The 19,493-nt window shown below is 60.3% G+C and carries 14 protein-coding genes and 1 pseudogene; 11 read left to right on the top strand and 4 right to left on the bottom strand.

Going from position 1 to position 19,493, the window contains the following annotated elements; all coding sequences use genetic code 11:
* Positions 1-62 precede the first annotated feature (62 nt).
* Positions 63-4,379, top strand: coding sequence for an Lhr family helicase (locus tag ACYZTM_RS11855; RefSeq protein ID WP_461988794.1), 4,317 nt, complete (start codon positions 63-65; stop codon positions 4,377-4,379).
* 189 nt (positions 4,380-4,568) lie between these two features.
* Here ACYZTM_RS11855 and ACYZTM_RS11860 read toward each other — a convergent pair whose 3' ends face one another.
* A complete protein-coding gene (locus tag ACYZTM_RS11860) occupies positions 4,569-6,677 on the bottom strand; it encodes a mechanosensitive ion channel family protein (RefSeq protein WP_461988796.1) in 2,109 nt (702 codons plus the stop codon).
* Positions 6,678-6,990: 313 nt separating this feature from the next.
* Between ACYZTM_RS11860 and ACYZTM_RS11865 the strand changes: the two are divergent.
* The 6 genes and pseudogenes from ACYZTM_RS11865 to ACYZTM_RS11890 all read left to right on the top strand — a co-directional run.
* A pseudogene (locus ACYZTM_RS11865) lies at positions 6,991-7,273 on the top strand (hypothetical protein); the annotation flags it as partial.
* 190 nt (positions 7,274-7,463) lie between these two features.
* On the top strand, positions 7,464-8,390 hold the full coding sequence (locus tag ACYZTM_RS11870; protein ID WP_461988798.1) for a DUF72 domain-containing protein: 927 nt from the start codon (positions 7,464-7,466) through the stop codon (positions 8,388-8,390).
* Positions 8,387-9,184 carry an endonuclease/exonuclease/phosphatase family protein gene (locus ACYZTM_RS11875; protein WP_131062021.1) on the top strand — a complete coding sequence of 266 codons (798 nt, stop codon included), beginning with the start codon at positions 8,387-8,389 and terminating at the stop codon, positions 9,182-9,184. The genes ACYZTM_RS11870 and ACYZTM_RS11875 overlap by 4 nt, the downstream gene beginning before the upstream one ends.
* On the top strand, positions 9,181-10,473 hold the full coding sequence (clsB, locus tag ACYZTM_RS11880; RefSeq protein ID WP_131062022.1) for a cardiolipin synthase ClsB: 1,293 nt from the start codon (positions 9,181-9,183) through the stop codon (positions 10,471-10,473). The genes ACYZTM_RS11875 and clsB overlap by 4 nt, the downstream gene beginning before the upstream one ends.
* Positions 10,460-11,455, top strand: a complete 996-nt coding sequence (locus ACYZTM_RS11885; RefSeq protein ID WP_131062023.1) for a lysylphosphatidylglycerol synthase domain-containing protein — start codon at positions 10,460-10,462, stop codon at positions 11,453-11,455. Before clsB ends, ACYZTM_RS11885 begins: the two co-directional genes overlap by 14 nt.
* 744 nt (positions 11,456-12,199) lie before the next feature.
* Positions 12,200-13,195, top strand: coding sequence for an IS110 family RNA-guided transposase (locus ACYZTM_RS11890; protein WP_131063537.1), 996 nt, complete (start codon positions 12,200-12,202; stop codon positions 13,193-13,195).
* A 119-nt stretch (positions 13,196-13,314) separates the two neighbouring features.
* On the opposite strand, the gene ACYZTM_RS11895 is transcribed toward ACYZTM_RS11890, so the two are convergent.
* From ACYZTM_RS11895 to ACYZTM_RS11905, 3 genes are all read right to left on the bottom strand, one after another.
* Entirely contained in the window at positions 13,315-14,073 is a 759-nt protein-coding gene (locus ACYZTM_RS11895) for an alpha/beta hydrolase family protein (RefSeq protein WP_131062024.1), read from the bottom strand.
* Positions 14,063-15,172, bottom strand: a complete 1,110-nt coding sequence (locus tag ACYZTM_RS11900; RefSeq protein WP_461988802.1) for a DUF3182 family protein — start codon at positions 15,170-15,172, stop codon at positions 14,063-14,065. Before ACYZTM_RS11900 ends, ACYZTM_RS11895 begins: the two co-directional genes overlap by 11 nt.
* 304 nt (positions 15,173-15,476) lie before the next feature.
* A complete protein-coding gene (locus ACYZTM_RS11905) occupies positions 15,477-16,472 on the bottom strand; it encodes a GlxA family transcriptional regulator (RefSeq protein ID WP_461988804.1) in 996 nt (331 codons plus the stop codon).
* A gap of 104 nt (positions 16,473-16,576) precedes the next feature.
* Here ACYZTM_RS11905 and ACYZTM_RS11910 point away from each other — a divergent pair, with 104 nt between their 5' ends.
* From ACYZTM_RS11910 to ACYZTM_RS11925, 4 genes are all read left to right on the top strand, one after another.
* Entirely contained in the window at positions 16,577-17,131 is a 555-nt protein-coding gene (locus tag ACYZTM_RS11910; RefSeq protein WP_461988806.1) for a cysteine hydrolase family protein, read from the top strand.
* Between the two features lie 282 nt (positions 17,132-17,413).
* On the top strand, positions 17,414-17,995 hold the full coding sequence (locus ACYZTM_RS11915; protein ID WP_131062028.1) for a YjfI family protein: 582 nt from the start codon (positions 17,414-17,416) through the stop codon (positions 17,993-17,995).
* Positions 17,996-18,019: 24 nt separating this feature from the next.
* A complete protein-coding gene (locus ACYZTM_RS11920) occupies positions 18,020-18,718 on the top strand; it encodes a PspA/IM30 family protein (protein ID WP_131062029.1) in 699 nt (232 codons plus the stop codon).
* Positions 18,719-18,878: 160 nt separating this feature from the next.
* Positions 18,879-19,442, top strand: a complete 564-nt coding sequence (locus ACYZTM_RS11925; protein WP_131062031.1) for a rhomboid family intramembrane serine protease — start codon at positions 18,879-18,881, stop codon at positions 19,440-19,442.
* Positions 19,443-19,493: the final 51 nt, after the last annotated feature.

Here is a 19,493-nt window from a genome sequence, read left to right on the forward strand (position 1 = left end):
AAATCGGCGAAGGTCTTGAGCGGTACTTGCATCTTCATCCCCCCGCCCGCATAAATTACCCCATGAATCTGCCCATCCCCACGGACGCGGCCTTGGCAGGCTTCCACCCCGCCGTCAGCGCCTGGTTCAGCAATACGTTCCCGACGGTCACCGCCGCCCAGGCCCGGGCGTGGCCGTTGATCCGCCAGCATCGCTCGACCCTGATTGCCGCGCCCACCGGGTCCGGCAAAACCCTCACGGCATTCCTCGCGGTCATCGACGACCTGGTCCACCGGGGTCTGGACAACGGCGGCCATCTGCCCGACGAAACCCTGGTGGTCTACGTCTCACCGCTCAAAGCCCTGTCCAACGACATCCAGATCAACCTGCAAACCCCGCTGGCCGGCATTACCGAGCAATTGCGCGTCATGGGCCTGCCCGAATTGCAGATCAACACCGCCGTGCGCACCGGCGATACGCTGCAGAAAGACCGCTCGGCCATGCGCCGAAATGCGCCGCACATTCTGGTGACCACCCCGGAATCCCTTTACGTGCTGCTCGGCTCCGACTCCGGCCGGCAGATGCTCGGCACCTCGCGCACGGTGATCGTCGACGAAATCCACGCCATCGCCGCCAGCAAGCGCGGCAGCCACCTGGCCCTGAGCCTCGAACGATTGCAGGCGTTGTGCGCCGTCCCGCTGATGCGCATCGGCCTGTCCGCCACGCAAAAACCCATCGAAGCGGTCTCGCGCTTTCTGGTCGGTCGCGATCGCCCCTGCGAAATCATCGACATCGGCCACGCACGCCCCCGGGATCTGGACATCGAAGTGCCGCCAGTGCCTTTATCGGCAGTGATGCCCAACGATGTCTGGGAACGGGTCTACGACCGCCTCGCCGCCCTCGCCCGCGAACACCGCACCACCCTGATTTTCGTCAACACCCGACGCCTGGCCGAACGCTTGAGCCGGCATTTAAGCGAACGCCTCGGCAAAGAAGCCGTCGCCGCGCACCACGGCAGCCTGGCCAAGGAGTTTCGCCTCGACGCCGAACAGCGGCTCAAGCGTGGCGACCTGCAAGTGCTGATCGCCACGGCCTCGCTGGAGCTGGGGATCGACATTGGCGATGTCGACCTGGTGTGCCAGATCGCCTCGCCGCGCTCGATTGCCGGCTTTTTGCAGCGAGTCGGCCGCTCCGGGCACCAGGTTGGCGGCACGCCCAAGGGCCGTTTATTCGCCACTACCCGCGATGACCTGATCGAATGCACCGCCCTGCTCGACTGCGTGCGCCGTGGCGAAGTCGACACCTTGCAGATTCCCAAGGCGCCGCTGGATGTCCTGGCTCAGCAGATCATCGCCGAAGTCAGCTGCCAGGAATGGCAGGAGCAGGCGCTGCTGGAGATGTTCCGCAAAGCCTCGCCCTACGCCGAACTCGACGAAAAACATTACCAGGCGCTGCTGCACATGCTCGCCGAGGGCTACAACGGTCGGCAGGGTTTCCGCAGCGCTTACCTGCACCGCGATGCCGTGACCCGCACATTGCGCGGTCGCCGGGGCAGCAAACTGACGGCTGTGACCAGCGGCGGAACGATTCCGGACAACGCCGATTACAGCGTACTGCTCGAACCTCAAGGGCTGAACATCGGCAGCGTCAACGAAGACTTTGCGGTGGAAAGCATCGCCGGGGATATCTTCCAGTTGGGCAATACGTCGTATCGAATCCTGCGCGTCGAAACCGGCAAGGTCCGGGTCGAAGACGCTCAGGGCCAGCCGCCGACCATTCCATTCTGGCTCGGTGAAGCGCCTGGGCGCAGCGCAGAATTGTCATTCGCCGTAGCGCGCCTGCAAGCGCAGCTGGACGAATTGCTCGGCCTCACACCGGGCAACTTGCAGCCGGCCACCGACTGGCTGACCGACACCCTCGGTCTGAACCTGGCCAGCGCCGAGCAACTGGTGGATTACCTGGCCCGGGCGCGCCTGACGCTTGGCGCCCTGCCGTCCCAAGACACGCTGCTGATGGAGCGCTTTTTCGACGAGTCCGGCGGCACGCAACTGATTATCCACACGCCGTTCGGCAGTCGCATCAACCGGGCCTGGGGCCTGGCCTTGCGCAAGCGTTTCTGCCGCACCTTCAACTTCGAACTGCAGGCCGCCGCCAGCGAAGACGCAATCGTGCTGTCGCTGTCCACCAGCCACAGCTTCGAACTCGAAGACGTTTGGCGCTACGTGCACAGCAACACCGCCGAACACTTGCTGATCCAGGCGATACTCGATGCTCCGCTGTTTGGCGTGCGCTGGCGCTGGAATGCCGGAGTCGCGCTGGCGTTGCCGCGTTATACCGGTGGACGCAAAGTCGCGCCGCAGATCCAGCGCATGAAAAGCGAAGACCTGATCGCCAGCGTATTCCCCGACCAGATCGCCTGCGTGGAAAACCTCGCCGGCGAACGTGAAGTGCCCGAGCATCCGCTGGTGGAACAAACCCTCGACGATTGCCTGCACGAGGCCATGGACTGCGAAGGCTGGCTGGCGTTGTTGCGGCGCATGGAAAGCGGCGATGTCCGACTGATCAGCCGCGATTTGCCAGCGCCCTCGCCACTGGCAGCAGAAATCCTCAGCGCCCGCCCCTATACCTTTCTCGACGATGCGCCGCTGGAAGAGCGTCGTACGCAAGCGGTGCTCAACCGGCGCTGGAGCGATCCGCAATCCACCGACGACCTCGGCGCGCTGGATGCCGAGGCGATTCAAGCAGTGCGCGACGAAGCCTGGCCAACGCCCACGGGCGTCGATGAAATGCACGAGGCGTTGATGAGCCTGACGTGCATCACCGATGCCGAGGCGCAGGCCAATGCGCATTGGCTGGACTGGCTGAACGCCCTTGCTGAAAGTGGCCGCGCCAGCCGTTTGCAGATCAATGCCGAGCAATCGCTGTGGCTGGCGCTGGAGCGGTTGACCTGCCTGCGCGCGTTTTATCCACAGGCGACTTTGCAGCCACCGATGGAGGCGCTGCCGGGGTTCGATGAAGTCTGGGAGCCGGATGACGCGCTGCTGGAAGTGATTCGCGCGCGGCTCAGCGCGTTTGGTCCACTGCCGTTGCAAGCAATTGCTGAACCGTTGGGATTGCCGGCCATTGAAGTCACCCAAGCGCTGGCACAATTGGAGCGCGAAGGTTATGTACTGCGCGGCCAATTCACCCCGGGCGCCAGTGAGGATGAATGGTGCGAGCGGCACCTGCTGGCGCGGATTCACCGCTACACGGTCAAGCGTCTGCGGCGGGAAATCGAGCCGGTGGCGTTGCAGGATTTCATGCGGTTTCTGTTCGACTGGCAGCATCTGTCCGCCGCGACTCAAGGCCAGGGCAATGCGGTGCTGCCCGCCATCGTCGCCCAGTTCGAAGGCTACCCCGCCGCTGCTTCAGCCTGGGACAGCGACATTCTGCCGATGCGCATCAAAGGCTATTCGGCGAGTTGGCTGGATGATGCGTGTCGCAGCGGGAAACTGGTCTGGACGCGTCTGACGGCGCGCAATAAGAGTGCCGGCACGGCGCTGCGCAGCACGCCGATTCTGTTGCTGCCGCGCAGTCAGGTCGGGTTGTGGAGCAGCTTGACCGAACAGACCCCGGTCAGCGAGCTGTCACCCAAAACGCAGAAGGTTTACGAAGCACTCAGCGAACACGGCGCGCTGTTTTTCGATGAGCTGACTCACGAGGCACATCTGCTGCGCGCCGAGCTGGAAATTGCCCTGCAGGAACTGGTCGGCGCCGGGCTGGTAAACGCCGACAGTTTCGCGGGCCTGCGAGCGCTGATTACGCCGGCCAGTAAACGGCAGAATCGCAGCAGCCGACGTGGCCGTGGGGCGTTTGTCGGCGGGATGGACGATGCCGGGCGCTGGGCCTTGCTGCGACGGGGTCCTGCCGCGCCGGTTGTGGATAACAAACGACCGGCCCCGACGCCAAGCGACACTCTGGAACACATCGCCATGACCTTGTTGAGGCGCTATGGCGTGGTGTTCTGGCGCTTGCTGGAGCGGGAAGCGGATTGGTTGCCGAGCTGGCGGGAATTGCTGCGCACGTTCCATCGTCTGGAAGCTCGGGGGGAGATTCGCGGTGGCCGGTTTGTCAGTGGTTTGGCCGGGGAGCAGTTTGCATTGCCTGAGGCGATACCGTTGTTGCGCGAAGTCCGGCGCCGGCCGCATGACGGGAGTCTGATTGCGGTGTGCGGGGTTGATCCGCTGAACCTTGCCGGGACGTTATTGCCCGGTGCGAAGGTGCCGGCCTTGGTGAGCAATCGCCTGGTGTATCGGGATGGGTTGCCAGCGGCTGCCGAGATTGCCGGCAAGCAGGTTCTCTGGGTGGAGCTGGATCAGCAATCGACTGCCGAACTGCACCGCAAACTGATCCGCCATTGATGGTGTCTGGGGCGGCCTCATCGCGAGCAAGCTCGCTCCCACAGGTAATCGGTGTCTGAGCAAAATTGTCTAACCGACACCAGTCCCTGTAGGAGCGAGGCTTGCCCGCGAAGAACGAAGACACGATCCTACTGATACACCGCGATGCGCCCTTCGCGGGCAAGCCTCGCTCCTACAGGGGTTACGGTGTTATTGGGGGCGAGGCTGATCCGGCAGCATCACCGGCGAATTTTCGGCCACCGGCCCATCATCTGCCATCGCCTGCCTCGGCATCAAAACCTGCTGTGGATAAGTCTGCGCGAAATGCACCCACGGGCTGTTATCCACAAGCTTCTTCAACCGCTGGTTAAACGCCCTGCTCACCGCATATTGCCCACCCGACACCGTGCGAAACTGCGCCGTCAGCACCACGCCGTTGAGGTCCATTTTGTCGACGCCAAACACGTCCAGCGGCCCTTGCAGGTTGTACTTGAGAAACGCGTCCTCGCGGATCGAATCCCCCGCTTCACGGATCAACTCAATCGCCTTGTCGACATCGGTGTCGTAGGTGAACTGCACCGAGAAAAACGCATACGCGAACTGCCGCGATTGATTGGTCACTGCCTTGATCTGACCGAACGGCACCGAGTGCACAAAGCCCTTGCCGTCACGCAGGCGCAAGGTGCGGATGGTCAAGCCCTCGACCGTGCCGGCGTGGCCGGAGTCGAGCACCACCCAGTCGCCGATTGAAAGGGTGTCTTCGATGATGATGAACAACCCGGTGATCACGTCCTGCACCAGTTGTTGCGAGCCGAAACCGATGGCCAGGCCGACCACCCCGGCACCGGCCAGCAACGGCGCGACGTTGATTCCAAGGTTGGCCATGGTGGTAATCGCGCAGATCACCACCAGGATGATTTTGATCGCGTTGCGCAGCAGCGGCAGGATAGTTTTGACCCGCGTGCTGGGCTGCGTCGTGCGTTTGTTGAGCGGCGGTTTCAGCGCTTCCTGGATCGCCGTATCAAGCACCACCCACAGCAACCAGGTCACCAGAAAGATCAGGCCCATGCTGCTCAACGACTCACTGATCGCCCGGCCCACCGAGTTGCGCTCGGCGAATTCGAACAGCGACACGCCCCAGATCCGCCCGAGGATTTCGATGAAGGCAACGGCCATGACGATCCGCAGCAACGCATGCAACAGACTGAGAAAACGCTCTTTGTAGGCGCTGCTGTGCTGGATCGCTGTGACCTGACGCGACTTGAACATGTGTTGGAAAATCGTGCTGAGAAACACCGTGGCGATCAGCAGGATGGTGGTGAACAACGCGCAGCGCAGGGCCTTCTGATTGTCATCGCCTACGCCAAGCAGGTTGATCGCCGAGACCATCACCATCAGCAGGATCGGCCAGTACCAGAGCCCGGAAAAAATCCGCAAGGACTCTTGCAGCGATCGCTGCTTGAGGCGTTGGGCCAGTGGCCGGTTACGGATCAGATGCGCCACCGGGCGGCGTAAACGAATCACCAATAATCCGAAGATGATCGAGACGAAAAAACCGGTGAGCACTGCGGCGCTGCTGGTGATGTTGCCGCCCAGTTGCCGGGCGATTTGCGGGCTGGTCAACGCATCGCTGAGCGCGGCGAGAAAGCCGATCAGGAACAGCGGCCGAGGGCAGTAATCGCGAATGATCTGCACCGCCGTGCGCTTGTGGCCGGTGTTGAACATGACGATCACGCAGAGCAGCATCGAGGTCGAGAAAATACCGCTGCTGGTGGCGTAGGCGAAACACAACGCCAGCGCGCGGCCCACCGAGGCGGGCAGGAAATGGCTGACGTAGAGGGTCAACGGCAGACAGATCAAGGCCGGCAGCGTGTAAGGCAACACATAATTGAGCAGATCCTGACTGCGCTGGCGGGTGCGCAGCCAGCGGCCCTGGTTCAAGCGTTTGGCGAGGATCCCGCCGAGCACGGTGAGCAAGGCGAAGGTGCCGAGCCAGACGCCGGACAACATCAGGAAGTCGCCGATCACGCTCCAACCTGAACGGCTCGAGGGTCGATTGACCAGCTTATCCACTTCATCTGCCGCCCGATCGGCCCGCAGGCGCCAGGCGTCGACCAAGTCTTCGTTGAGGTCGAGCTTGTCCTGAACGTCGTCGATGCTGGAACTGATGGCCCCGAGCAGACCGCCCTGGACCAGCGGTTCAGGCTTTGCCGGTTCCTCGGCAGCAGCGGGAACACCCGGCAGCGTGACGGCTTCCAACTCGTTGCTGCCCAGAAACAGCAACGCCCCCAGCAGTATCGCGGTCCTGAACTTGAGCAAAACGGGAAGCTCCTTGGGAAGGGTCTGTAAGGAACTGATCGGCAAATGACGGGCAAGTTCGGTTTTGCCCGCGAGATAACAGACGCGACCATTCCCCCTGTGGGAGCGAGCTTGCTCACGATAGCGGTGGTTCAGACACTTCAATGTTGAATGTACCGTCGCTTTCGCGAGCAAGCTCGCTCCCACAGGGTTTTGTGGAGCTCTGTCGATTTTTGACCAGCACGCAAATATCAAATGCCCACTCCTCTATTTTTCCGCGCAACCCAAACCCCGACACTGCGCTCCATCAATCAAATCCACCGCAGTTGCAGTCATGCCCATTGCCTTGCTCGCGCTGACCCTCAGCGCCTTCGCCATCGGGACGACCGAGTTCGTCATCGTTGGCCTGTTACCCACCATCGGCGCCGACCTCGGCGTCAGCCTGCCGTCCGCCGGTCTATTGGTCAGCCTCTACGCAACCAGGCCTGCTGCTGGTGTACGCCATGGCCGCGGTCGGTTACGGCGGCTCGTTCATCGCCTTCACCTTCCTGGCGCCGATTCTTCAGGACATTTCCGGCTTCAGCGCCGGCACCGTCAGCCTGGTGTTGCTGGTCTACGCCTCGCGATGGCGGCGGTACATCTTGCATCAATGTGGCTGACAGACCGCTATCGCGAGCAGGCTCGCTCCTACAGTAGGTCGGTGTGGTTTCCGGAACGCACACCATCCGTACCCCCGTCGAAACTTTCTCGCTTGCCCCACGGTCATCAAAAGACAGGGCAACCGGGGACCATTAGACGGGAGGCGACATGGCGGCGATTCACATCGGTATTTCAGGCTGGCGCTACACGCCTTGGCGGGGAGGTTTCTACCCGAAGGGGTTGACCCAGAAGCGCGAATTGCAATTCGCGTCACGGGCGGTCAACAGCATCGAAATCAATGGATCGTTTTACGCCCTGCAACGGCCTGAACGTTATGCCCAGTGGTACGCCGAAACCCCGGCGGACTTCGTTTTCAGCGTCAAAGCCCCACGCTTCATCACCCACATCAGACGTCTGCGGGACATTCATAAGCCGCTGGCGAATTTCTTTGCCTCCGGGATCCTGGAGCTCAAAGAGAAACTCGGCCCGATCCTCTGGCAGTTTCCGCCCAATTTCAAATTCGACGTCGAGCTGTTCGAAAGCTTCCTCGAGCAACTGCCCCACGACACCCAGCAGGCGGCCGCCCTCGCCCGCCAGCATGATTCGCACCTGCACGGCCCCGCCAGCCTGAAGGCTTACAAGAAAAAGCCGCTGCGACATGCCGTTGAAATCAGAAACGAGACCTTTATTGATCCGTCGTTCGTGCGCCTGCTCAAACGCTACAACATTGCCTTGGTCATCGCCGACACCGCCGGCAAATGGCCGTATCGCGAAGACGTCACCAGTGATTTCGTTTACCTGCGCCTGCATGGTGCCGAAGAACTCTATGCCAGCGGTTACACGCCTGAGGCGCTGGAGCGCTGGGGCGAGCGGATCGAAGCCTGGAACCACGGCCAGCAACCGGCGGATCCGCAACTGATCGCACCTCGGCAGAAGCCGAAAACGCGCAAGTCCCGCGAAGTGTTCTGCTATTTCGACAACGACATCAAAGTGCGCGCGCCCTTCGATGCGCGGCGCTTGCTTGAGCACTTCCATCTCGACAAAGACCTCGCCACCCGTCCCGGTGAACCGGTTGCCGAAGGAGTGCTGTCATGAGTATTTCCGAGCCGGTCGGCATCACCGATGAACAGCAAACCGTCATCACCTCCGTGCGCAGTTTCACCGTGCTGACGGTCAATACCCACAAGGGTTTCACCGCCCTCAACCGGCGCTTCATCCTTCCGGAATTGCGCGACGCGGTGCGCAGCGTATCCGCCGACGTGGTGTTTTTACAGGAAGTCCACGGCACCCACGAACATCATCCGCAGCGCTACACCAATTGGCCGGCAATGCCGCAGTACGAATTCCTCGCCGACACCCTGTGGCCGCAATTTGCCTACGGCCGCAATGCCGTGTACCCGGCGGGTGATCACGGGAATGCGCTGCTGTCGAAATTCCAGATCATTCGCCATGACAACCTCGACGTCTCGATCAGCGGCCATGAGAACCGCGGCATCCTGCATTGCGTGCTGCGCCTGCCTGGCGATGGCCGGGAAGTGCATGCGATTTGCGTGCATCTGGGGCTGCGTGAAACCCACCGGACGGAACAACTCAAGTTGCTGGCGCGACGCCTTGAAGACCTTCCGGCCGATGCGCCGGTGATCGTCGCCGGCGACTTCAACGATTGGCGCCAGCGTGCCGATGCGTTGCTCAAACCCTGCGGTCTGCGGGAGGTGTTCGCCGAGCACCACGGCAAACCGGCGCGCAGTTTTCCGGCGCGGTTACCGGCGTTACGCCTGGACCGCATCTACGTGCGCAACCTCAAGGCCAGCCGTCCGAAAGTGCTGGCGGCGCGCCCCTGGTCACACCTTTCCGACCACGCACCGCTGTCGGTGGAGATCGAACTATGAGCAGCGCACCGATGGAAAAAACCGTTGATCACATACCCACCACCCCGCCGGTGCGTGAACCCGGCGTGGTCGACGTTGAATACGGCTGGCAGGGCAACAACCTGGTGGAAATGCTGGAAAACGGCGAAGCCTATTTCCCGCGGGTATTCGAGGCCATGCGCCAGGCCAAGACTGAAATCCTCCTGGAAACCTTCATTGTGTTCGAGGACAAGGTTGGCAATGAGCTGCAGCAAGTACTGATCGAAGCCGCTCAACGCGGCGTACGGGTCACCGCCAGCCTCGACGGGTTTGGCTGTGGCGAGTTGACTACCGGGTATCTTGCGGCGCTCAGCCAGGCCGGCGTGCGCCTGCAAATATTCGATCCGGCGCCCAAGCACCTGGGCATCCGCACCAACTGGTTCCGCCGCCTGCACCGCAAGATCGTGGTGGTGGACGGCACGATTGCGTTCATCGGCGGGATCAACTTTTCCGCCGACCATCTGGCCGACTTCGGTCCCGAGGCCAAGCAGGATTACTCGGTTGAAGTGCAAGGCCCGGCGGTGGCCGACATCCATCACTTCGCGCTGCTGCAAAGTGGCCGCCCGGCTCGCGCCAAATATTGGTGGCAGCGCCGCCGGCAGCGGCGTTCGGAGCTGGCGCTCAGCGACCACGACGGCCAGGTTAGGCTGGTGTACCGCGACAACGGTGATCACCGGACGGATATTGAAGAGGTTTACCAGCAGGTGCTGCTCAGTGCCCAGCGTCGCGTCGTGATCGCCAATGCCTATTTCTTTCCGGGCTACCGCTTGCTGCGCGAAATCCGCAACGCTGCTCGCCGTGGTGTGGACGTGCGTCTGATCCTGCAGGGGCAACCGGACATGCTGGTGGCCAAACTGGCCGCGCGCATGACCTACGACTATTTGCTCAAGTCGGGTGTGCAGATCTACGAGTATTGCGAACGCCCTTTGCACGGCAAAGTCGCGCTGGTGGATGAGGACTGGAGCACCGTCGGTTCGAGCAATCTCGACCCGTTGAGCCTGTCCATGAACCTGGAAGCCAATGTGTTGATCCGCGACCGAGCCTTCAACCACGATCTGTTCGAACGGCTTGAGGTGCTGAGCAATAACCACTGCAAAGCCATGTCAGCGGACAAGTCACCGCGCGGACGGATCTGGCACATGACTGTTGGCTTTGTGGTGTTTCACTTTCTGCGTCACTTCCCGGCATGGGCCGGTTGGCTGCCGGCGCATAAACCGCGCCTGAAACCCTTCACTCATTCCGCCGGGAGCGACCACCATGAGCCGCGTTGAGGCGCACTCGGCGCCTCACGCCGACAGCCCGAGCAAATCCCGTTGGAGCCGCTGGAAAAAGCCGCTGACGATGCTGTTTTTCCTGGCGCTGATCGTGCTGTTCACCCTGCTCGCCCAGCGCATCGAATGGAACGAAGTCTTCGACACCCTGGCCGATTTCAAGGTGCGTACGCTGATCATCGCGTCGGGCCTGACGCTGGTGAGTTTTCTGGTTTACGCCTGTTTCGACCTGATCGGTCGCACCTACATTCGCCAGGACCTGACCTGGAAGCAGATCTTGCCGGTGGGGATCATCAGCTACGCGTTCAACCTGAATCTGAGTGCCTGGGTCGGCGGCATAGCCATGCGTTATCGCCTCTATTCACGACTCGGGGTGAGCAAAAGCAACATCGCGAAAATCCTCGGGCTGAGCCTGGCGACGAACTGGTTCGGCTACATGGTGATTGCGGGCGCGGTGTTCAGCAGCGGCCTGGTCAGAATGCCCCCGGGCTGGAAGTTGAGCAGCGGTGCATTGCAAGGTGTGGGCGTGTTGCTGTTGCTGGTGAGCGCGGGATATCTGGCGGCGTGCCAATTCTCCAAGCGTCGGGAGTGGTCGATACGCGGGGTGGAAATCAACCTGCCTACCTTGCGCATGGCGGTGCTGCAACTGGCCCTCGGGGCACTTAACTGGTCGCTGATGGCGGCGGTGATTTTCACGCTGCTGCCAAACAAGCTGGATTATCCGTTGGTGTTGGGCGTGTTGCTGATCAGTGCGATTGCCGGGGTGATTACCCATATTCCTGCCGGGCTTGGGGTCTTGGAGGCGGTGTTCGTGGCGTTGTTGCAGCATGAGGCTTCGCGGGGGAGTCTGGTGGCGGGGTTGCTGGCGTATCGGGCGATTTATTTTATTTTGCCGTTGTTGATTACGTTGGTGATGTATTTGATCGTTGAGGCCAAAGCGAAGTCGCTGCGGATTTCCAAGAAACACAAGGAGGCAGGTTGATTTTGAGGACGCCTTCGCGGGCAAGCCTCGCTCCTTGTATGTTGACCCTTGTATGTTGACCCTGATTCCAACGAGAGAGGTTACGCTTAAGGATTCATACAACAGCAAGTGCGTTTCTGGGGGAGGCCGATCGCTCCTGAAGGCAGGATTTGCTCCTGACCTTGTCTGTAGAGAGGCCCCCCCGCCTCATTGCCCACCACGAAGAGTATCGAGAAGCCGACAAGTCGGACTTCGCATTACAAGGTTGCAGTGGCATGAAGTTCGAGGTCGGGGGAACCAGGAGCAATCTTACCGAAAATCAGGGAAGTGAAAACCATGAATACTCATGTCGGCATAGACATTGGTGCCCGCACGTCTGCTATGGGATGGCGGCAGAACGGTAAAACATCAGGCCAGTGGGACATTCAGCACACCCCCAAGGGGCGTAAGGCTGCCGTGACCAAGATGTTGGGCCTCAAACCGCTTGTATGTTGACCCTTGTATGTTGACCCTGATTCCAACGAGAGAGGTTACGCTTAAGGATTCATACAACAGCAAGTGCGTTTCTGGGGGAGGCCGATCGCTCCTGAAGGCAGGATTTGCTCCTGACCTTGTCTGTAGAGAGGCCCCCCCGCCTCATTGCCCACCACGAAGAGTATCGAGAAGCCGACAAGTCGGACTTCGCATTACAAGGTTGCAGTGGCATGAAGTTCGAGGTCGGGGGAACCAGGAGCAATCTTACCGAAAATCAGGGAAGTGAAAACCATGAATACTCATGTCGGCATAGACATTGGTGCCCGCACGTCTGCTATGGGATGGCGGCAGAACGGTAAAACATCAGGCCAGTGGGACATTCAGCACACCCCCAAGGGGCGTAAGGCTGCCGTGACCAAGATGTTGGGCCTCAAACCGCTGAGCGTGGTCATGGAGGCCACCGGCATTTACTACCTGGACCTGGCGATAGAGTTGCATGCCGCCGGCTTACCGGTCTCGGTGATCAACCCCAAAAGCTTCCATAACTTTGCCAAGCTGATGCTGCAAAACAGCAAAACTGACCAGATTGATGCTCAGTTGCTGGCCGAGTATGGCGAACGCATGGCGCCAAGACTGTGGGTGCCACCTACCGCAGATCAACTGATGCTGCGTGCGATTGGGCGCCATATCAACCGGCTGATTGGCCATCGGACCCGAGCCAAGAACGAGTTGCACGCACTACAAGCGACGCAAACGAGCGTTGAGCTGCTGATCGAGGATGAAAAAGATGCGATTGCAGCGCTAGACACACGGATTGATCGTTTGAAGAAGGCTGCACGCGAGGCCATCGCCAAATGCCCGGATCTGAGTTTGCAGTTTCGCTGCATGATGGCTGCACCCGGCGTGGGAGAGGCCTCGGCCATCGCAGCACTGGCTGAGTTGACGACACTTCCTGTGACGCTTAAATCGGCGCAGGTAAGCCGTTATGCAGGACTCGATGTAAGGCTGACCCAGTCAGGCACCAGCGTGAACCGGCCAGGGCGAATGTCCAAATGCGGCAACGCGTATTTACGGGCAGCGATGTTCATGCCGGCAATGACGGCAATTCGCTGTGATGAGAATGTGAAAGCCTTTTACGAGGCGCTGGTAGCCCGCGGCAAGAAGAAAATGCAGGCCATCGGAGCAGTGATGCGTAAATACCTGACCGGGTTATGGGCATGCATGCGTTCTGGAGAAGAATTTAATACGGCCAAGCTTTTTAGCGAAAAACATCTCGCGAAAGCTTGACCGTGAACAGAGTATCTACAGGTTGGGCGTCGACCACGATATTGCGCCCCCCATAAATCCGTAGGAGCGAGCGATGCGGCGACCCGACTTGCCCGATAAGGCGTCCGTAAGACCACGACTCATTTCGACTGGATAATGCTCAACCGCTCACCCACGACCATCTCGGTAATCCAGTCCACCAGAATCGAGGTGTATGCCTGTTGCGAAACCGGCTCGCTCAATGCGTGATCGGCGCCGTCAATGACCCGGTGCGTCAGCGAATGCGTCTGCTGGCATGCAGCGCGGTAGCTCATGATCGTCGAGTGAGGCACATAGTCGTCGGTCTCGGACTCGACCAGCAGCACATCCCCGGTGAATTGCGAGCAGGCATGCAGCGCGCGATTGCTGTCGGCGCGCACCAGCGTGTTGCGGTAATCGCGCAAATCAGCCTTGTCCAGTTCACGTTTGGGCGTGTGCCATTCATCGTCGCGATACAGCGCCGGCACCCGTAGCGCCAGCCAACGCACCGGGCGCAACGAGGTCAGGATCGAGGCCAGGTAACCGCCGTAACTGGTGCCCACCACCGCAATGGCGGAAGTATCGAGCGCCGGATGGGCGAGCAAGCGGTCGTACGCCGCCAGCAGGTCGCGCAGGTTGTCTTCACGCGTTACGCGAGTGAGCGGGATGCCGGTGCCACCGGTGTGCCCGCGCAGGTCGAACGTCAGGCACACGCAGCCCAGGCCGGCGATGCCTTTGGCCCGTTCCAGGTCCCGCTCTTGGCTGCCGCCCCAACCGTGCACAAACAACACGCCGGGGACTTTCGATTTGGGGCTCAGAAAAGTGCCGCTCATCTGTTCATCGTCGATGTCGATCTGAATGGTTTCGCTTCTAGCCGTCATAGGATTTGACCGTTACGTACTTGAGAAGAAAGTCACTGTTTTCCGCCGGCCCGCGGTACACCTCGATGGCGTCCGCCGGCAGCGGTTGATCGATGTAGGTTTCTACAGACGACACGCGAATCGCGCGCATCCCCGGGTCGTTGACGAAACTCTGCAACGCGGCCACTTCAGCACTGCTGGCCCCGCCCATGCGCCAGGACTGTTCGAGCACGCCGCTGCGCTGTTTGCCATTGCTGTCCTGGCCTTGGGCGATGTCGTAGTTGCGACGCGAGGCGTAGAAACCGGGATAGGCCTCGTCCGCTGCGCTGTCGAACACTTGCGCCTGCCGGATCGCCAGTCGCACATCGTCAGGAAGGTCCAGTTCCAGCAGGTCTTCGTAATCACCCTGCACCACCAGCAGATTGGAACCTCCATAAACCTGCTCGCCCTGACCGTCTTCGGTCAAGTATTGATCACCGCAATAACTCAGCACCCTACCGCCGATAAAGCTCTGGCCGACGCTGTGGGTGATCACTTTGTCGAGATCTTGTTCGAGCACCACGCCTTCGGTGAACAGTGCCTTGGCATCCGGTCGAGCCAGAACGGCGTCGAACTGGTCGAGGTTTTTGATAACTTCCTGTCCACGTCCGGCGCAGGCATGAATCGGTTTGATGCGAATAGGGCCTGCGTAGAGCAAATGCTCCGCCGCCGGCCGTGCATCGTCGAACGAGAACACGCTGAGACCATCGAGCACGACGTTGCATACCCGTTCGGAAAACAGCGCAGACCAGCCTTCCGGGGCATGCGCATTTTTGCTACGCAACCCGTGGCTGATGGCTTTGGTGCAGATGAAGTCGTGATCGACGTAACCGCCCCACAAATCGTCAGGCCCCTTGACGCCTAAAGCGCGGGCGGCAGCGACACCGACCAGGGTTTGAGTCGGCAACAGATAAAGGTCCCGGCCGTTGTGAAGTTCGGGGTCGTAACTGCCGCCGAACTTGAGCCCGAGGATTTGCGCCAGCCAACGGGCCAGCGCGCGATTGGTTTCGACTTCGTGCAGGGGCGCCTCGGAGCGGACAGAATGGGCGACCACCAGCTTCTTGCGATTTGTTGGGGTCATGCGTCCCCCTTCAATCTGCGTTTGATGAATGTAGTTGAAGGGGTGCAGACATCAAGCCAAGGAGCGCCGCAGTGAAACGGTTTCCGAATCAGCCAGTTGCGAAAAAAGTGATGGCACCAAGCCTGCTTTATTCTGCACGAAGCCACGCCCAGCTCCTGCATTTTGCACGATCCAAGCCTTGCACAGAGCCAATGTGGGAGCGGGCTTGCTCGCGAAAGCGGTGAGTCAGTCTGCATCAATGTCGACTGACACACCGCTTTCGCGAGCAAGCCCGCTCCCACATTTAACAGTGCGGTGATATGGACTACCGCGTTAGGGCTGCTGTCGGCGTCACCCCAAATCGGGTGCGATAATCACTCGGCGCCAGCCCGGTAATTTTCTTGAACGTCGCCCGAAACGCCCCCGGGTCTTGATAGCCCACGGTCCAGGCGATGTGATCGATGGTGCCGTTGGTGAATTCGAGCATTTCCCGCGCCTTGCCGACCCGCAGGTGCTGGCAGTATTCGGTCGGTTTCAACCCGGTTGCCGCGCGGAATCGGCGCAGGAACGTGCGCTCTTCCAGCCCCGCCCGCTCGGCCATTGCCGTCAACGACACATCAGTAGCCCCGGTGCTTTGCAGCCAATGCTGAACCTTGAGAATCGACGCATCGCCGTGGCTGAGAATCGGTGAAAAATTGCTGCCGCATTCACTTGCGCTGTCGCTGTGCTCCACCACCAGGAAACGCGCGGTGCCGGTGGCGATACTCGGGCCGAGTAGACGGTCTACCAGGCGCAAACCCAGCTCGGACCAGGCCATCAACCCGGCGGTGGTGATCAGGTCGCCGTCGTCGACGATGGGCGTATCCGCCTTGAGCTTGATGGCCGGGTAACGCTCGGCGAAGGTTTTGGCCGAGGTCCAGTGGGTGGTGGCGCTGCGGCCGTCGAGCAAGCCACTTTCCGCCAGCAGAATCGAGCCCACGCAAACGCCACCGAGGGTCGCGCCCTGCGCGTGTTGCTGACGCATCCAGCGGATCAGCGCCTGCGGTGCCTGGCCTTCGGAAAAGCCGGCAATCGACGGCGGAATCAACACCGCCACCAATGGGCGGTCGGGACCCGGATGACTGTCGTAAACCCGTTCGGGCGCCTGCTCGCCATCCACCTGCCAATGGCTGATCCGCAGCAACGGCAACTGCGCCGACTGATGCTCGGCGGCAATCCGGTTGGCCACGCCGAACAGGTCGGTCAATCCGTGCACCGCCGCCATCTGCGCGCCGGGATAAATCAGCACGCCGAGTTCAGCGATTGCCCTTTCTGCGTCCATTGTCAGTTTTCCCCTTTCTATTGTCGGTGCGGCCAATCCCCGGTTGGTCGGCCAGAACCAATACTTCATTCCACACCCAACGCACACATTTCGAGGAAACAGTCATGGCCAAGCAAGCACTCATCGTAGTCGATATCCAAAACGACTACTTCCCCCAAGGCAAGTGGCCGCTGGTCGGCGCCGACGCTGCAGCCGACAACGCCGTCCGTCTGCTCAAAGCCTTTCGTGATGCCGGTGATTCTGTGGTGCACATCCGTCACGAATTCACCTCCGAAGAAGCCCCATTCTTCACCCCGGGTTCGGAAGGCGCGAAGTTGCACCCCAAAGTCCTGAATCGCGCCGATGAGCCGGTGGTGCTCAAGCACTTCGTCAACTCGTTCCGTGAAACCGAACTCAAATCGATCCTCGACGAGCAAGGCATCAAGGAACTGGTGGTTGTCGGCAGCATGAGCCACATGTGCGTCGATGGCATCACTCGCGCCGCTGCCGATTTCGGCTACACCGTCACCGTGGTCCACGATGCCTGTGCCTCACGCGACCTGGAATTCAACGGCGTCACGGTACCCGCCGCCCATGTTCACGCTGCCTTCATGTCAGCCCTGAGTTTTGCCTATGCGAGCGTGATCTCCACTGACGAATTCCTGGCGTCCAGCCACTAACGTCTTAACGTATTGATCAAATTCCGAAAAAGGCCCGCCGCGTTGACGCGCTGCGGGCCTTTTTCGTGGGTCGGGAAAAGTAATACAAAAAATCTCACGCGTGAGCTATTGAGAGTGGCAAAAATAGCCTGTAGTGTTTCCCACGCGTGAGTTTTTCACAACGAGGTCAGCCCCATGAAAAGCAGCTCTCCATCGAGCCCTCCAACCGGGCCCGATACCGATTCAGCAAGCCGCAAGGGAGAGCGCGCGAAACCGTCCGCGAAAAAGCCATCGAGCTTTTACATGAAGCAGATGCGCGCGGGCCTGGGTGCCGCCGGTTATGTGAAACACGAGACTTGGGTGCTTCCCGAAAACCGAAGCCTGCTCAAGCAGATGGAGAAACAGCTTCGCCAACCGATTCTGGCTGGCTCATTCATGTCGGAGAATTACATGAGCGCAGGTACTAACTGGAACATCGATCGACTCTTCACCGCCCTTCAGGCACTGGACGAAGTGGTTTCGAACGACATCACGCTTTCTCTCGTTCAAGGCTCCGAGTCCAGCATCAAGCTGGAAATGAACGATTTCGGTGGCTTGCCGATTTACATCGCGGTGGTGGGTGAACAGATCATCGTCGATACCGTTCTGGTCGACGTCGAGTCCATCAACGACGTACCGGCATTCAATGACGCCGTGCTGCGCAGCCGGGAAATGTTCCCGCTGTCCTCGATCGGTATCGAGTCCATGCCGAACGGGCAGATTGTTTACAACATGTTCGGCGCCCTGAGCTCCGACTCCAGCCTGACGAACATCGTGACCGAGGCCAAAACCCTCGTCGACAACGTCCAGCGCGCCAGCGAAGCCTTCGAACGTTTCTTCAATTAATTATTCGGGAATAGGGAATATCCAATGACTCAGTCCATCTGGAGCAAATTGTTCACCGCGCTGCGCGGCGGTGCCAATGAAGTCGGCGAATCGATCGTCGACCAACAGGCCCTGCGTATCCTCGACCAGGAAATTCGCGATGCTGACAGCGCCCTGGCCAACGCCAAGCGTGAGCTGGTCACCATCATGGCCAAGCACAAACTGTCGGCCGACCGCGTCAGCGAGTACAACGCCAAGATCAAGGACCTGGAATCCAAGGCCCTGGCTGCGATCCAGGCCAACCGTGAAGACCTGGCCCTGGAAGTGGCCGAAGCCATATCGACCCTGACCAACGAACTGGACGTCGAGCAAAAGCAGGCCAACGAATTCGGCGGTTACGCTGAAAACATGCGCAAGGACATCACCAAGGCCGAAAACCGCATCAAAAGCCTGCGCCAGCAAGTGGACATGGCCAAGGCCCGCGAAAGCGTTCAGAAAGCCCAGGTCAGCGCTTCGATTGCCAGTGGCGGCGCCAACGGCAAGCTGGAAACCGCCGTCGGCACGCTGAACCGCTTGCAGGCCAAGCAGCAGCAACGCGCGGCTGAACTGGAAGCGCAGGACCAACTGGCCGATGCGTCGACCGGCACTGACCTGGAACGCAAACTGCGCGAAGCCGGCATCACGCCGAACGAAGGCAGCGCCAATGCGATTCTGGAACGCCTGAAGAAAAAATCGGCTGAGTAATCGACTCAGCCGCCGGACGCGTAACCTGTGGGAGCGGGCTTGCTCGCGAAGAGGGAGTATCAGTCGACATCGATGTTGCCTGACACACCGCCTTCGCGAGCAAGCCCGCTCCCACATGGAATGTGCTCAACTGACGGACATTCAACTGTCGAGGTCAAGGATGGATGCCCTGAAGGGTTTCAAGACAATCGCAGGCCTGGCCCTCTTCATGGTCGCGCTGCAACTGCTCAACGTTGCGACCGGCTACAGCCTTATGGCATTCGGCCTGATCCCGAGAACCGTGCACGGTCTGCTCGGCATCATCACCTCGCCTTTTCTGCACGCTTCCTTTGCGCACCTGAGCGCGAACCTGGTGGCCTTTTTGATACTGGGCACCCTGGTCATTATCGAAGGGCTCAACCGCTTCCTTGCCGTCAGCGCGATCATTATTCTGCTGGGCGGCGCGCTGGTCTGGCTGTTCGGCTTTGCAGGCGTACACATCGGCGCCAGCGGCTGGGTATTCGGGCTCTGGGCGTACCTCTTGTCCCGTGCCTGGTTTCAAAGGAGCTGGGGCAACCTGATAACGGCCGGCGTCGTGGCCCTGCTCTATGGCGGCCTGATATTTGGCTTTCTTCCTCGTCAGGGCGTTTCCTTCGAAGGTCATCTGTTTGGTGCGCTCGCCGGATTTATTGCAGCCAAGGTACTTTTCTCCGCGTCGCGCAGCAGGTTTAATGCCGCCCGGTAACCGCACTTAAGCGTTCAGAAGTCGGGGCGATTACTTCGTCGGAACGAGTAC

This window comes from Pseudomonas sp. MDT2-39-1, from assembly GCF_054898085.1.

Coding starts and splice junctions, on each gene's coding strand:
- ACYZTM_RS11910 (WP_461988806.1), top strand. CDS start 16,577: ATGGCCAAGCAAGCACTCATCGTAGTCGATATCCAAAACGACTACTTC.
- ACYZTM_RS11925 (WP_131062031.1), top strand. CDS start 18,879: ATGGATGCCCTGAAGGGTTTCAAGACAATCGCAGGCCTGGCCCTCTTC.
- ACYZTM_RS11915 (WP_131062028.1), top strand. CDS start 17,414: ATGAAGCAGATGCGCGCGGGCCTGGGTGCCGCCGGTTATGTGAAACAC.
- ACYZTM_RS11905 (WP_461988804.1), bottom strand. CDS start 16,472: ATGGACGCAGAAAGGGCAATCGCTGAACTCGGCGTGCTGATTTATCCC.
- ACYZTM_RS11900 (WP_461988802.1), bottom strand. CDS start 15,172: ATGACCCCAACAAATCGCAAGAAGCTGGTGGTCGCCCATTCTGTCCGC.
- ACYZTM_RS11920 (WP_131062029.1), top strand. CDS start 18,020: ATGACTCAGTCCATCTGGAGCAAATTGTTCACCGCGCTGCGCGGCGGT.
- ACYZTM_RS11895 (WP_131062024.1), bottom strand. CDS start 14,073: ATGACGGCTAGAAGCGAAACCATTCAGATCGACATCGACGATGAACAG.
- ACYZTM_RS11890 (WP_131063537.1), top strand. CDS start 12,200: ATGAATACTCATGTCGGCATAGACATTGGTGCCCGCACGTCTGCTATG.
- ACYZTM_RS11885 (WP_131062023.1), top strand. CDS start 10,460: ATGAGCCGCGTTGAGGCGCACTCGGCGCCTCACGCCGACAGCCCGAGC.
- ACYZTM_RS11875 (WP_131062021.1), top strand. CDS start 8,387: ATGAGTATTTCCGAGCCGGTCGGCATCACCGATGAACAGCAAACCGTC.
- clsB (WP_131062022.1), top strand. CDS start 9,181: ATGAGCAGCGCACCGATGGAAAAAACCGTTGATCACATACCCACCACC.
- ACYZTM_RS11870 (WP_461988798.1), top strand. CDS start 7,464: ATGGCGGCGATTCACATCGGTATTTCAGGCTGGCGCTACACGCCTTGG.
- ACYZTM_RS11855 (WP_461988794.1), top strand. CDS start 63: ATGAATCTGCCCATCCCCACGGACGCGGCCTTGGCAGGCTTCCACCCC.